A 13,464-nucleotide genomic window follows, 5' to 3' on the forward strand; every position below is an offset into this window, starting at 1 on the left:
ATGCAGGTTTTGTTAAAAGAATGGAAGAATGAAGATACCGATCACAATGGAAATTGCACCGATACCAATAGCCCATGCACCTAAACCAGTGGCCCCTCTCCTTCTGGCAACAAAACCTAACACAATACCTGCAGCACCAAAAAGAATAGGTAAAACAAACAGTGATAAAATCGAAAGTATTAACGCAAGCGTCCCAATACCGGTACCACCAGCCGCTTTTTCCCTTTCCTCTTCATGTTCCCTTCCTCGGATAAGTGGAGCAGGTGCAGCGATTTCTGCAGCTGTTTCTTCCCTATATTCAGAAGTTCTTATCGGAACAGAAGCACCAATCCTTGGCACAGACTCATCTTTTTTCAATGAGTAATGAGCCTTAATAGGTTCAGCGATTTCTGATGCTGTTTCCTCCCTAAATGATGTAGGAGAATTGGGTATATCTTGACCAATATTCGAACTTTGAAGAGCTTCTTGCACTTTCGTGTCTCTTTCATCTGCCATCCTAATCCCTCACTTTCAGTAATAGGAGCATTAATTATTGTTTGCCTCTGAAAGCATTTTAGTATGTTAATGTTTGCCTGTAATAATTTTTTATTTCTATTCCCAAAAAATTACTTGTAAATAGTTAATTCATTGAACGCTATACTTTGGTAAAATATATAGAGATACTGAAATGACTTATGAAAGTGAGTTTACACATGAAAAAAAGATTTGGCATTGATATTGATGGAACTGTAACCTGCCCAAAATCCATCCTACCTTTTATTAATAAAGCATTTGGCTTGAATATTTTGTATGAGGACGTTATTCAGTATGACTATAATCCATATGTAAATGTTTCCGAAAAGGAATTTGCTGAATGGTTCACTGAAAATGAACCGTCCATCTATGCCAGTTCCCCTCTTGCGAATGGAGCAGGAAATGTCCTAAAAAAATGGAAAAATGAACATGAATTGTTTTTTATTAGTGCGCGTAGCTCTCATTTACTCGAGCTTACAACTAAATGGTTGATCGATAAAGGCTTAAGTTTCGACCACATCGAATTAATTGGATCACATGACAAAGTCGCCTCCGTTAAAAAGCATGGTGTGGAGATCTTCTTTGAAGATAAACATGATAATGCTGTGATGATACATGAAGAGTGTCAAATCCCAGTCATTTTATTTGATACACCATATAACCAAGACCCCATTCCAAATGGTGTAATCCGTGTCAATAACTGGAGAGAAGCAAATAAATGGGTAGAGAATTGGATGAAGCAAGAACAGAACATCCGCTCATTGGTTAAGTCCCGTTAGCAGTTACCAACAGAAAACCGCTTGTGCAATGAACTGCACAAGCGGTTTTTTAAAGGCTCTTTTCGTAAACTTTGTTGCTTTTGGAGCTTTATATGGGTCATAACTTAAGTTTCTAGGCAATTTTCGCAAATGTTCTTACGAAAAGATGCCACGAAGCATATAGTTATACGGGTTGATGAATTTATACGAAAAACAACAATCTATGCGAAAAAATAGCCTTTTTTAATGACATTCAGGACAAAGACCATAAATCTCGAATTTGTGACCGGAAATATCATATCCTTTTAGATTTTCACTTAAATCTTTCATCGGACAAGTGTCAATTTCTTTTGTTTTCCCACAGGTTAAACAGATAAAATGATGATGATGGTGATGCCTAGAACATGTAAAGCGAAAATGCTTTTCACCCGATAATTCTGTCATTTCAAGGATTCCCATATTAACAAATAAGGAAAGATTTCGATAAATTGTATCAAAGCTCAGACCTGGATAATCATCTTTGAGCTGATCCAATACGTCCTTGGCAGTTAAATATTTATCACTATCAGCAAACAATTGAAGCATATCTTCTCTTTTACCTGTTTGTTTAAATCCTTTTTCTTTTAAATATTGTATCGCTTCATGAACGTTCACCAGACTGCCCTCCCCTACGGATTAAAAACTTTTTATAAAAAATGGAGAAAATTAAGATGAGAACTGCAATCATAACAATCGTTCCACCTGGGGCTAAATCTAAGTAGTACGCTGTAAACAAGCCGCCAAGAACAGAAACTTCACCAAAAATCACAGATAAAAGAATTGTTTGCTTAAATCCTCTAGCAAGCCGAATACTGGCTGCGACAGGTAAGGTCATTAGAGATGACACTAATAATATCCCGACAATTCTCATCGAAGCCGCGATCACCAAGGCCACCATCACAATAAAAATAAAATGAATACTTTTAGCCGCAATGCCTGAGGCTTTCGCATGTTCATCATCAAATGATAATAAAAAAAGTTCTTTATATAATAAAATAATCACTAGAATTACCAAAATTCCGATAATAAACACAACCCATAAATCCGTTCTGCTAACTGCGGAGACACTTCCAAATAAATAGCTGAACAAATCCGTATTAAAACCATTGGCGAGCGATATAAAGATCACGCCTAATCCAATTCCGCTCGAAAGAATAATGGGAATCGCAAGTTCTTGATAGTGCTTATAAACACTTCTAAGTTTCTCGATGAACAGGGATCCTCCTACAGAAAAAACCATACCTAAGTACAATGGATTTACTCCTGCCATCATGGCCACATTTCTTTCCAAAAGCAAACTGGCTGCTATCCCCGCCAGAGTCACATGGCTTAGAGCATCGGCAATTAACGATAATCTTCTTACAACAACAAATACTCCTAGTAATGGGGCAATAATCCCAATCATAATCCCAGTTAAAAAGGCATTTTGTAAAAATTCATAATGAAAAATTCCTTCAATCATTTCACAACGCCTCCGTGCTCGTGATGATGGGCAAGCATGTGGACATCATGCCCATAGGCTTTAGACATATCATCCGCTTGGAGTTTTTCAAATTCCTGTGTTTCACCATGAAAATGCAAATGTTTATTTAAGCAGGCTACATGGGAAACTTTATCCGATATCGTCCCAATATCATGCGTCACCAATAAAAGAGTAATATCACGAGTTTTATTTAAATCGCCGAGCATTTGATAAAAATTACTAACATTCTCGGCATCCACACCAACTGTGGGTTCATCAAGAATAAGGAGACTTGGTTCACTAACTAGAGCACGGGCAATAAAAACTCTTTGCTGCTGGCCACCAGAGAGTTCACCTATATTTCTGTTCCTGAACTTTTTCATCCCTACAGCATCCAAGGCTTCGATTACTTTTTGAGAATGTTCCTTTTTAAAAAACTTAAACATTCCTAGCTTTTTCGTTAAACCACTCTGGACCACTTCAGATACGGTTGCAGGAAAACCCGTGTTAAAGGAATTTGCCTTTTGAGAGACATAGCCAATTTTTTGCCAATCCTTAAATTTACTTATTTCCTTACCAAATAAATAAATTTCCCCTTTTTGCGGCTTTAATAAACCTAAAATCAACTTTAAGAGAGTGGATTTCCCAGAACCATTTGGTCCGACAATCGCCAAAAAAGAACCATTAGGAATGGTAATGTTGATATTCTCTAGTACTACATCTTTTTCATAACGATAAGAAAGTTTTTTTATTTCTATAATTGATTGCATACTCAACGCATCACCTTTTAATTATAAGAATCATTCCGATTTAACTCAAGTAGTATACAATAGGTCTGTTTGATTGTAAAGTCTGCTACACTGTCATTAGTCAATTTTGTTTTTATAAAATCTGTAATCACACTCCGGGAACTTTTTCATACATTAAGGTGAGGAGTGGTGAGTGTGTCAATTTTTCAGAGCATCATTAATCATAAGATTAATACGATATCTGCTGACGAACTGTTAAAATATGCTGATCAATTTAAGATCTCAGTGACTAGGCAGCAGGCAGCAAAAATTGCGGAATACTTAAGAGGGAAAAATGTTAATATTTTTGATGATACACAGCGGACTCAATTAGTAAAAGAAATTGCCAAAACTGCGGGACCAGCAACTGCAAGGGAAGTTAATAAATTATTTATACAATTAACCAAAAAATAAAAAGCTGTGACTTAGCACAGCTTTTTATTATGATTGCATGATTAAATCAAGCAAGTTTTCATTAAACTTTTGCTCATGAAGCATGTTGATCTCAAACTTATAGGGTGCTTTTTTATTATTCTTATCTTCACCTACATATGGAGTTTCTAAAATCTTAGGAACATCTGTAAGTTGTGGATGGTGGACGATATAATTAAGTGCCTTAAAACCAATATGACCAAACCCGATATTTTCATGTCTGTCTTTTCTCATCCCGACAGCATTTTTACTATCGTTAATATGCAGAACCCTTAGTTTGTCCAAGCCAATGATTTTGTCAAACTCATTTAATACTCCATCAAAATCCTCGACAATATTATATCCCGCGTCATGGGTATGACAGGTATCGAAGCAAACGGATAGCTTATCACTATAGTTGACACCATCCATAATCATTGCTATTTCCTCGAAAGATTTTCCACACTCGGAGCCCTTTCCTGCCATAGTCTCCAAAGCAATTTGAACTTGCTCTTTGCCTGTTAGGACTTCATTTAACCCTTCGATGATTTTTTTGATGCCAGCTTCCGTTCCAGCACTAACATGTGCTCCAGGATGCAGAACAATTTGCTTCGCGCCGATTGCCTCGGTTCTTTCAATTTCTGATCGAAGGAACCTAACACCTAATTCAAATGTGTCTGGGTTTGTTGTATTACCAATATTGATGATATAAGGTGCATGAACAATAATTTCTGAAATACCGTTCTGCTCCATATGCCTGCGTCCAGCTTCAATATTGAGGTCTTCAATTTTTTTTCTTCTTGTATTTTGCGGTGCTCCCGTATATACCATAAACGTGTTTGCACCGTAGGAAACGGCTTCTTCACTCGCTGAAAGAAGCATACCTTTTCCACTCATTGATACATGTGACCCTAATTTCAGCATGCCCTTCTCTCCCTGCTTCCATTATTTTTTTCTTTGTTCGATTCTTCGTTCTCGTTTTTTAATTTTATCCATTTCCCACTGCATTTTCTTTTTATAACCAGGCTTAACTTTAGTTGGTTTCTTTACCATTGATTTAGCCTTCTGATCTGCTTTATCTTCTTGTCTTACACGGGTTTTTCGCTTATTTCGCTCATCAATGGTCACAAACTCGTTATTTTTAAGATCGACGTAATTAAATTGAATCCCCATTTTTTCTAATCGATTTAATGCATCTTCATCCGATGCCTCATAGATTGTAAGGGCAATCCCTGAATAACCAGCACGGGCAGTTCTTCCGACGCGGTGGATATAAAAATCCAAGTCTGAAGGAAGTTCATAGTTAATGATATGGCTAACCCCTTCGATATCAATTCCTCGTGAAGCAAGGTCAGTGGCAACAATATATTGGTATTCCAAATCTTGAATTTGCTTCATCATTTGTTTTCGTTCACGTGGGTTTAAATCACCATGGACACGGCCAACCTTTAATCCTTTTTCATTCAAAAAGTACGCCACTTCTTCAGCCATTTTTTTGGTATTTGTAAATACAATCGCTAAATAAGGATTGTAAGCAAGAAGAGTATCATGAACCAGCTGCTTTTTACTCCGATGTCTTGAAGGTAAAAGGTAATGCTCTAAATTTTCTGCTGCTTTTCTATTTGGTTCAATTTGGATGGTCTTAGGATTTTCCATATACTTTTTAAGGAAAGGTTTTAATTTTTCTGGGATGGTTGCTGAGAAAACAAGCATTTGAAGATTTTCAGGCATTTTTCCAGCCACTCTGTCCAAATCCTCAATAAATCCCATGTCTAACATCATATCCGCTTCATCGACGACGAGTATTTCCGCAGTATGAACAAATAGTGCCTTATCACTCATGAGATCCTTGATTCTTCCTGGAGTCCCTACAACAATATGCGGTTGAACCTTTAATTTTTCAATTGTCCGCTGCTTGTCCGTTCCCCCAATGTAGCATCTAGTCATAATTGCTTGCTCTGGGTTGGCATGCTCAGTTATTTTCAATATTTGATGATAAATTTGTGAGGCTAATTCTCTGGTAGGTGCAGTTATGACAGCTTGAACTTCTGGTCGTTTCGGGTCAATTTTTTCAAGAATAGGAAGAACATAAGCGAGTGTTTTCCCTGTCCCTGTTTGAGATTGACCAATTGCACTTTCTCCCTTTAAAACGACTGGAATCATACGTTCTTGAATTTCGGTCGGCTCAGTAAAGCCGAATCCCTTAATAGCTTCTATAATAAATGGTTGAAACGTAAAACGATCAAAACGGTTTTCTTTCATATATTTTCTCCTTATATAAAAAATATCTAATGACTTTGGAGTAGTTTTCTTACTTTTGCAAGAGCAACACTTTTTATTCCATCATGCAATTATAGTCAATATTCCTCCAAAACTCCAGTTATCTTTCGTTTTATTATCATTTTCTACCTTCTACCGACTTTTAAACAACTAATTTTAGTCTTTGTCCTGTGTATAATACCTAAACCAAATTAGGGTATATGCATAATTTAAAGCATGAGGCAATTTGAAAGGAGGCTAAGAAATGCAACCAAGACCTAGAATGCCTATGCAAGGGGGAATGGGAACCAGGCCCTTTGGGCGCAATAACCAGATGATGAATCCCGGATCTAACCCTTTTGGCGGCAGGAATCCAATGATGGGATCCTCATCCAACCCCTTTGGAGGAGGATTTAACCCAATGATGGGACAAATGATGGGAAGACCTAATCAAATGAATAGAGGGGGAGGTGGACTACTTTCGAAATTATTAGGAAGAGGAAACCAAGCCGGCGGTTTTATGGGAATGCAAACGGCAGGAAAAGCAGCTTCTGGAGGTGGAGGCCTGCTTCAATCGTTAAGTAACCCCGGCGGACTAACAAGCATTTTGAACAATACACAACAGGTACTAAAAACAGCCCAGTCAATTGGTCCGATGGTCCAACAGTATGGTCCGATGATAAAAAATCTCCCTGCCATGTGGAAAATCTATAAAGGATTTAAAAATGCTACAAAGAATACAGATGAGGCTCCCGACGAAAATAGCCAACAAATCGAACCAGCCTCAACCGAATCATCTAATCATGAAGAACCTGAAAAAAGAACCTCAAAAAAGAAGGTCCAACGCAAAAATAATCAACAACCAGTAGCATCCAAAAAAACCTCACGACAAAAAGGATCTTCCATTCCAAAAATGTATATTTAAAATGAAGGATGCTGGTGACAGCATTCTTTATTTTTCCCTAAAACTGCTAAGGAAAAATGTATCTTTGTATTATATCTATTAGTTTTATATAATAAATACATAAAACTATGAATCAATGTCTTTTTTAGGGGGACTTTAAATATGCAAATTATCAAAATTTCACCACGTGGATACTGCTATGGTGTAGTTGATGCAATGGTTATTGCAAGAAATGCTGCTTTAGATAAAACATTACCTCGCCCTATCTACATATTAGGGATGATTGTTCATAACAAACATGTTACAGATGCGTTCGAGGAAGAAGGGATTATTACCCTAGACGGAAAAAATCGTAAAGATATTCTCGATAAAGTAGAAACAGGAACGGTTATATTTACTGCCCATGGGATATCACCAGAAGTAAGGGAGTTAGCTAAAAAGAAAGGGCTGGTAACGTTAGACGCGACATGTCCTGATGTGACGAGAACCCATGATCTGATTGAAGAAAAAACAAAACAAGGATACCAAGTAATATATATCGGAAAAAAGGGTCATCCAGAACCCGAGGGAGCCGTTGGTGTCGCTCCTGGAATGGTGCACTTGGTTGAAACGCCACAGGATGTCGAAGCATTAACAATTGGCAGTGACAAGGTGCTAGTCACAAATCAAACAACGATGAGTCAATGGGATGTTGCCGATACAATGAAAAAAGTTCAGGAAAAATATCCTCAGGTTGAAGTCTATAATGAAATTTGCCATGCAACACAAATTCGCCAAGAAGCAGTTGCAGAACAAGCAACCGAAGCAGATGTAACGATTGTTGTAGGTGATCCAAAAAGTAATAATTCTAATCGACTCGCCCAAGTTTCAGAAGAAATTGCTGGAACAAAGGCTTATCGGATTGCTGATATTACAGAGTTAGAAATCGACTGGATTAAAGACGCCCAAAACGTAGCAGTCACATCAGGTGCTTCTACACCAACACCAATAACAAAAGAAGTTATTACCTTCCTTGAGCAATTTGATCCAAACAAGGAAGCAACCTGGGAACGCCGTAAAAAGGTTCAATTAAGCAGAATACTGCCAAAGGTCAAAAGATCTGAATAAGTCTACAAAAAAGAACCGAGTCCCATGACCGGTTCTTTTCGTTTTATAAAAATTGGAATGGATCTGTATTTTCAGCAGATGGAAAAATCTCCACTGAGAAGCCTGCGTTTTTGCACATCCTCTGTAATGTTGCAGTTAACCCCTTTTTCATGACCTTTTCGACATTATGACCCGGATCTATCATATTCAGACCCTGCATTAAAGCGTCATGTGCGGTGTGATAATAAATATCGCCTGTTACGTATACATCTGCCCCTTGGTACTTGGCATTCATGAAGTATTTATTACCATCGCCGCCTAAAACAGCTACTTTTTTAACTTTAGCTGACAAATCGCCAACCACACGGACATGGGAAACTTCAAGTGCCTTCTTTACTTTTTCTGTAAATTCTCCTAATGTCGTTTCAGGAACTTTCCCAATTCGACCAAGACCGAGCACTTCGCCTTTGTTCTCAAGTGGATAGACATCATAAGCCACTTCCTCATAAGGATGAGCTTTAAGCATAGCAGTAATCGTCTTTTTTAGAACTGGTTCAGGAACGATTGTCTCAAGTCTCACTTCATCCACTTCTTCTAATTTGCCGGCCTCACCGATAAAAGGATTGGTATTGTCTTCAGGTAAAAATCGCCCCGTTCCATTCCCTGAAAATGAACAGTGACTGTAATTTCCAATTGACCCTGCACCTGCTTTACCAAGGACGTTTCTGATCTCCTCTGCATGACTGGCTGGAACAAAAACGACTAATTTCTTAAGTTTTGTATCAACCGTAGGTACAAGTACCTCTGTATCTTTCAGCTCAAGTGCTTCGGCAAGAAGGTCATTAACACCGCCAACTGCTACGTCAAGATTGGTATGTGCTGCATAAACAGCAATATCGTGTTTTAATAATTTTTCAATTATTTTTCCCTGGGCGGAATCCGTTAACAAATTTTTAAGTGGGCGATAAATAATTGGATGATGAGCGATAATGAGTTGGACATTTTTTTCAACTGCCTCATCAACTACATTTTCAAGGACATCGAGTGCAATCATGATACGTTCAACTTTTTTATTTAAACGACCTATTTGTAATCCAATCTTATCGCCTTCCATCGCCAAGCCTTTGGGTGAAAACTGTTCAAACAGTTGAATGACTTCGTGCCCATTAGGAATCTTCATCGGTTAATGCCCCCTTTACCAGCTTAATTTTGTCGATTAGTTCTTGTCTTTTTTCTAGCGTTTCAGGAGATTGAGCTGCCTTCTCAAGAGCCTCGTAAATACGCTCCCAATTTTTCATTTCTGCTGTCCATTTTTTCTTAAAGGTTTCATCATGCTTTTGAACAAGGAATGGTCCTACTAAAAGCCCTAAGTCTTGATTTGGACTATATGGCTTATACGGATCGCCCTTTTCTCCGATTAAAATTTCGTATATTTTTCCATCTTCTTCGAGTATTTCTTCACCAATAAGCTCCCAGCTATTGTCAATGAACCATTTCCTAATTGAGATCGCACTAATATTTGGTTGTAACACAAGGCGCTTGACTGAAGATAACTTTTCTTTACCATTTTCTAAAATACTTGCGATTAACGCTCCACCCATTCCAGCGATTGTAATACAATCGACTTCACCTTCATGAATCACCTCGAGACCATCACCCATTCTCACGGAAATGATATCATTTAACCCTTCTGCCAATACATTCCTTTTAGCTGACTGGAATGGACCAGCTGCTACTTCACCTGCTATCGCAAATGGCAACCCCTCGTTTTTTGCTAAGTAACAGGGTAAATAAGCATGGTCTGAACCTATATCTGCAAGCCTTGCCCCATTGGGGACATATTTAGCAACCGCTGCCAACCTAACTGATAATTTATCTGTATTCAATCCTACCACCACTTTTATATGTAATTAATATAGTATAAAAAAAGTCCTTTACAGATGCAAAGGACTTTCTTAAAGATACCAAAGTTAAACGGGCACTTCCACTATTTAATTGTAGCTAACCAGTCTGCCATAGCTGCTGCTTGTTCTTCTTTAACAAGTCCAGGTGGCATGCCTGTACCCTTACCTTTTGTTACAAAGGTCATTATTTCTTCTTTAGAATACTTGCTACCTACACCTTTAAGTGTTGGTCCTACTACCCCTTGATACTGATCGCCATGACAGCCAATACATGATTGCTTATAAATGTCTTCTGGCTTTGATGCGGCAACCTCAGTTTTTTCAGTGCCTTCTCCCTTATCCTTCGCAACTTCTTTCATATCACCAAGGCCCTTGAAAGACAAAAGTAATATTAGCCCAATTCCAAAAACCATGATGAGAACGTAAGGAATAACCGGATTTCGCTTCATGATATAACCTCCCTTATGTACGAACGTGAGTAAATATGAAAATAGTCTACAAACAACTACTATTTTACTTGAAAAAGAACAGAAGGAAAAGCCCTAAACTTATTTTATCACTATAATCTTAATAAAAAAAAGAAAACAGGCAAAATTAGTGGAATTTCTAATTTAGCCTGTTATTATTCTTAACCATTTTATTAACAACCAATTAGCCTTGAAATGACCATTCTTTGTACTTCGGAAGTACCTTCGCCAATTTCAAGTAATTTTGCGTCCCTCATCATTCTCTCTACATGATATTCCTTCATATATCCATAACCACCATGAATTTGAACAGCTTGACTAGTCACTTCCATGCAAATTTCTGATGCATAGAGTTTACACATCGCAGACTCTTTAGAAAATGGCCTTCCCTGATCTTTTAACCAAGCTGCCTTATACACCATATTCCGAGCTAATTCAATTTTCATCGCCATGTCGGCAAGTTTAAACTGGATAACCTGGAAAGAGGAAATGGACCTTCCGAACTGCATTCTTTCCTTTGCATAGGCGAGAGCTTTTTCATAGGCCCCCTGAGCAATCCCTACTGCCATTGCACCAATGCCTATACGTCCACCATCTAAAGTAATTAAAAACTGTTTAAAGCCCTCTCCACGCTTCCCTAGTAGGTTCTCAACTGGCACTCGTACATCCTCTAACACTAATTCCGTTGTATTGGATGAATTTAAGCCCATTTTTTCATAGTTATCAATAATAGAAAAACCATCTGCATTAGTCGGTACAATAATTGCACTTATTTCTTTTTTTCCGTCCTTCTCTCCTGTCACCGCTGTTAAAGCAAGGTGCTGCGCATAACTAGCATTTGTAATAAAACATTTATTTCCATTTATAACATACATACCATTTTCTTCGCGAGCAGATGTCCTAGTACCGCCAGCATCCGAACCAGCATTAGGCTCAGTTAGTCCAAATGCACCAAATGATTTCCCTGTACAAACCGGTGTTAGATATTTTAGCTTTTGCTCCATGGTACCAAATAAATGAAGCGGGGCCCCTCCTAGAGAGATATGAGCAGAATAGGTGATCCCTGTCGATCCGCATACTCTGCTTAATTCTTCTGTTACAATTGCAAAGCTAACCGTATCTGCTCCTCCCCCGCCATATTCTTCTGGAAATGGCAGTCCCATAATTCCCATCTCAGCTAATTTCTTAAATATTTCCACTGGAAATTGTTTTGTTCTATCGCGCTCGATCGTACTTGGAGCAACTTCCTCATCCGCAAACTGACGTATCATTCGTTTTATCATTTCTTGCTCAGAAGTTAAGTCAAAATTCATGTCAATCCCCCTTATCCAAACCCTTTGAATGCGCTTTCTTTTCTATTATAAGAGTAATTGTCTTTAATTCTCAATACTTTAAATTTTTTAAATATATTATATTATATGGATATAATTAATAATCAAATAATTTTAATGAACAATTAAAATGTTTTCATCACCCTGATAATGGAAAACAAGTTTAATCTTTTTTTACAAAAATAAAAGGTTAAAAACCATGTCAGGAAATACCCATGCCTATTTGCAAAATGAGAGACAATTCAGTAAAATGGATTCAAATAGAGAAAGTGCTTTCATTCCCTAAATGGAATTAAATGGTTTATCTGAAAGATAATACAAAAAAAATAGTTTACTTCAAATTATGAAGTAAACTATTGCATAAGTATATTTTATTCTAAGAAATCTTTTAATCGTTTACTGCGGCTAGGGTGACGTAATTTCCGCAAAGCCTTTGCTTCAATTTGACGGATACGTTCACGTGTAACACCGAAGACTTTACCGACCTCTTCAAGTGTACGAGTCCGGCCATCATCCAGTCCAAAACGCAGGCGAAGCACATTTTCTTCCCTGTCAGTAAGTGTATCTAAGACATCTTCCAACTGCTCTTTTAATAATTCATAAGCAGCATGTTCGGAAGGTGAAGTTGCATCCTGGTCTTCAATAAAATCACCGAGGTGGGAATCATCTTCTTCTCCAATAGGTGTTTCAAGTGAAACAGGCTCTTGTGCAATTTTCAAAATTTCCCTAACTTTATCAGGCGTTAGATCCATATCTTCACCAATTTCTTCTGGCGTTGGTTCACGGCCAAGATCCTGAAGTAATTGACGCTGAACACGAATTAGTTTATTAATGGTTTCTACCATATGAACTGGAATACGGATCGTTCTTGCTTGGTCAGCAATTGCACGTGTAATCGCTTGACGAATCCACCATGTTGCATAGGTACTGAACTTAAAACCTTTTTGATAATCAAATTTTTCAACGGCCTTAATTAATCCCATGTTGCCTTCCTGGATAAGATCTAGGAATAACATTCCCCGGCCGACATATCGCTTGGCTATGCTTACAACAAGCCTTAGGTTTGCCTCTGCAAGGCGCCGTTTAGCTTCTTCGTCACCCTGTTCAATGCGAAGTGCTAATTTTTTTTCCTCATCAGCCGAAAGCAGGTCAACCCGGCCGATTTCTTTGAGATACATACGAACTGGATCATTAATCTTAACTCCTGGAGGAACGCTAAGATCATTTAGATCAAATTCATCATCATCACCTTTTGCTAATTGCTTAGGATTTGGATCTTCCTCTTCACTATCACCAACAAGTTCAATACCCTGATCACCGAGGAACTCAAAAAATTCTTCCATTTGGTGAGAATCTAATTCATAATTAGCCAATTTCTCAGCAATATCATCATAGGCAAGGACGCCGGTTTTTTTACCCAGTGCCGTTAACTGGTCTTTCACTTGTTCAAAAGTGAATTCATTTTCCACTTCTTTTGAACGGGCTGATTTTTCAGCAGCCATATGTCCCCCTCCTTCCAAAATCAAAGACAGTAAAAATGGA

15 protein-coding genes are annotated in these 13,464 nt (G+C 38.0%); 4 read left to right on the forward strand and 11 right to left on the reverse strand.

Going from position 1 to position 13,464, the window contains the following annotated elements; all coding sequences use genetic code 11:
- Positions 1 to 12 precede the first annotated feature (12 nt).
- Positions 13 to 495 carry a hypothetical protein gene (locus tag ACJ004_RS14745; protein WP_410893816.1) on the reverse strand — a complete coding sequence of 161 codons (483 nt, stop codon included), beginning with the start codon at positions 493 to 495 and terminating at the stop codon, positions 13 to 15.
- Positions 496 to 692: 197 nt separating this feature from the next.
- Here ACJ004_RS14745 and ACJ004_RS14750 point away from each other — a divergent pair, with 197 nt between their 5' ends.
- Complete coding sequence (locus ACJ004_RS14750; protein WP_410893817.1) at positions 693 to 1,292, forward strand: 5' nucleotidase, NT5C type; 600 nt, start codon at positions 693 to 695, stop codon at positions 1,290 to 1,292.
- A 222-nt stretch (positions 1,293 to 1,514) separates the two neighbouring features.
- Here ACJ004_RS14750 and zur read toward each other — a convergent pair whose 3' ends face one another.
- From zur to ACJ004_RS14765, 3 genes are read right to left on the reverse strand one after another with little or no spacing between them, the layout of a single operon-like run.
- Positions 1,515 to 1,925: a zinc uptake transcriptional repressor Zur gene (gene zur / locus ACJ004_RS14755; RefSeq protein WP_410893818.1), complete on the reverse strand. Its 411-nt coding sequence runs from the start codon at positions 1,923 to 1,925 to the stop codon at positions 1,515 to 1,517.
- The gene (locus ACJ004_RS14760) at positions 1,912 to 2,772 is read right to left on the reverse strand and encodes a metal ABC transporter permease (RefSeq protein WP_410893819.1); all 861 of its coding nucleotides are present in this window, start codon (positions 2,770 to 2,772) and stop codon (positions 1,912 to 1,914) included. The genes zur and ACJ004_RS14760 overlap by 14 nt, the downstream gene beginning before the upstream one ends.
- The gene (locus ACJ004_RS14765; protein WP_410893820.1) at positions 2,769 to 3,542 is read right to left on the reverse strand and encodes a metal ABC transporter ATP-binding protein; all 774 of its coding nucleotides are present in this window, start codon (positions 3,540 to 3,542) and stop codon (positions 2,769 to 2,771) included. Before ACJ004_RS14765 ends, ACJ004_RS14760 begins: the two co-directional genes overlap by 4 nt.
- 174 nt (positions 3,543 to 3,716) lie before the next feature.
- Here ACJ004_RS14765 and ACJ004_RS14770 point away from each other — a divergent pair, with 174 nt between their 5' ends.
- Positions 3,717 to 3,974, forward strand: coding sequence for a DUF2624 domain-containing protein (locus ACJ004_RS14770; protein ID WP_410893821.1), 258 nt, complete (start codon positions 3,717 to 3,719; stop codon positions 3,972 to 3,974).
- Between the two features lie 27 nt (positions 3,975 to 4,001).
- Here the strand turns inward: ACJ004_RS14770 and ACJ004_RS14775 are convergent, their stop codons facing one another.
- Both ACJ004_RS14775 and ACJ004_RS14780 read right to left on the reverse strand, forming a co-directional pair.
- The gene (locus ACJ004_RS14775) at positions 4,002 to 4,895 is read right to left on the reverse strand and encodes a deoxyribonuclease IV (RefSeq protein ID WP_410893822.1); all 894 of its coding nucleotides are present in this window, start codon (positions 4,893 to 4,895) and stop codon (positions 4,002 to 4,004) included.
- Positions 4,896 to 4,916: 21 nt separating this feature from the next.
- On the reverse strand, positions 4,917 to 6,233 hold the full coding sequence (locus ACJ004_RS14780; RefSeq protein ID WP_410893823.1) for a DEAD/DEAH box helicase: 1,317 nt from the start codon (positions 6,231 to 6,233) through the stop codon (positions 4,917 to 4,919).
- A gap of 262 nt (positions 6,234 to 6,495) precedes the next feature.
- On the opposite strand from ACJ004_RS14780, the gene vrrA reads away from it, so the two are divergent.
- On the forward strand, positions 6,496 to 7,155 hold the full coding sequence (gene vrrA / locus ACJ004_RS14785; protein ID WP_410893825.1) for a VrrA/YqfQ family protein: 660 nt from the start codon (positions 6,496 to 6,498) through the stop codon (positions 7,153 to 7,155).
- Positions 7,156 to 7,296: 141 nt separating this feature from the next.
- On the forward strand, positions 7,297 to 8,241 hold the full coding sequence (locus ACJ004_RS14790) for a 4-hydroxy-3-methylbut-2-enyl diphosphate reductase (protein WP_410893826.1): 945 nt from the start codon (positions 7,297 to 7,299) through the stop codon (positions 8,239 to 8,241).
- A 43-nt stretch (positions 8,242 to 8,284) separates the two neighbouring features.
- On the opposite strand, the gene ACJ004_RS14795 is transcribed toward ACJ004_RS14790, so the two are convergent.
- The 5 genes from ACJ004_RS14795 to rpoD form a co-directional block, all read right to left on the reverse strand.
- Positions 8,285 to 9,400: a Nif3-like dinuclear metal center hexameric protein gene (locus ACJ004_RS14795; RefSeq protein WP_410893827.1), complete on the reverse strand. Its 1,116-nt coding sequence runs from the start codon at positions 9,398 to 9,400 to the stop codon at positions 8,285 to 8,287.
- The gene (locus ACJ004_RS14800) at positions 9,387 to 10,106 is read right to left on the reverse strand and encodes a tRNA (adenine(22)-N(1))-methyltransferase (RefSeq protein ID WP_410893828.1); all 720 of its coding nucleotides are present in this window, start codon (positions 10,104 to 10,106) and stop codon (positions 9,387 to 9,389) included. The genes ACJ004_RS14795 and ACJ004_RS14800 overlap by 14 nt, the downstream gene beginning before the upstream one ends.
- 101 nt (positions 10,107 to 10,207) lie before the next feature.
- Positions 10,208 to 10,573 carry a cytochrome c550 gene (cccA, locus tag ACJ004_RS14805; protein WP_410893830.1) on the reverse strand — a complete coding sequence of 122 codons (366 nt, stop codon included), beginning with the start codon at positions 10,571 to 10,573 and terminating at the stop codon, positions 10,208 to 10,210.
- Positions 10,574 to 10,764: 191 nt separating this feature from the next.
- A complete protein-coding gene (locus ACJ004_RS14810; protein ID WP_410893831.1) occupies positions 10,765 to 11,904 on the reverse strand; it encodes an acyl-CoA dehydrogenase family protein in 1,140 nt (379 codons plus the stop codon).
- 389 nt (positions 11,905 to 12,293) lie between these two features.
- Entirely contained in the window at positions 12,294 to 13,424 is a 1,131-nt protein-coding gene (rpoD, locus tag ACJ004_RS14815) for an RNA polymerase sigma factor RpoD (RefSeq protein WP_026563551.1), read from the reverse strand.
- Positions 13,425 to 13,464 lie beyond the last annotated feature (40 nt).

Origin of the sequence: Neobacillus sp. 204, assembly GCF_046562815.1 — a bacterium.
Taxonomy (GTDB): domain Bacteria; phylum Bacillota; class Bacilli; order Bacillales; family Cytobacillaceae; genus Neobacillus.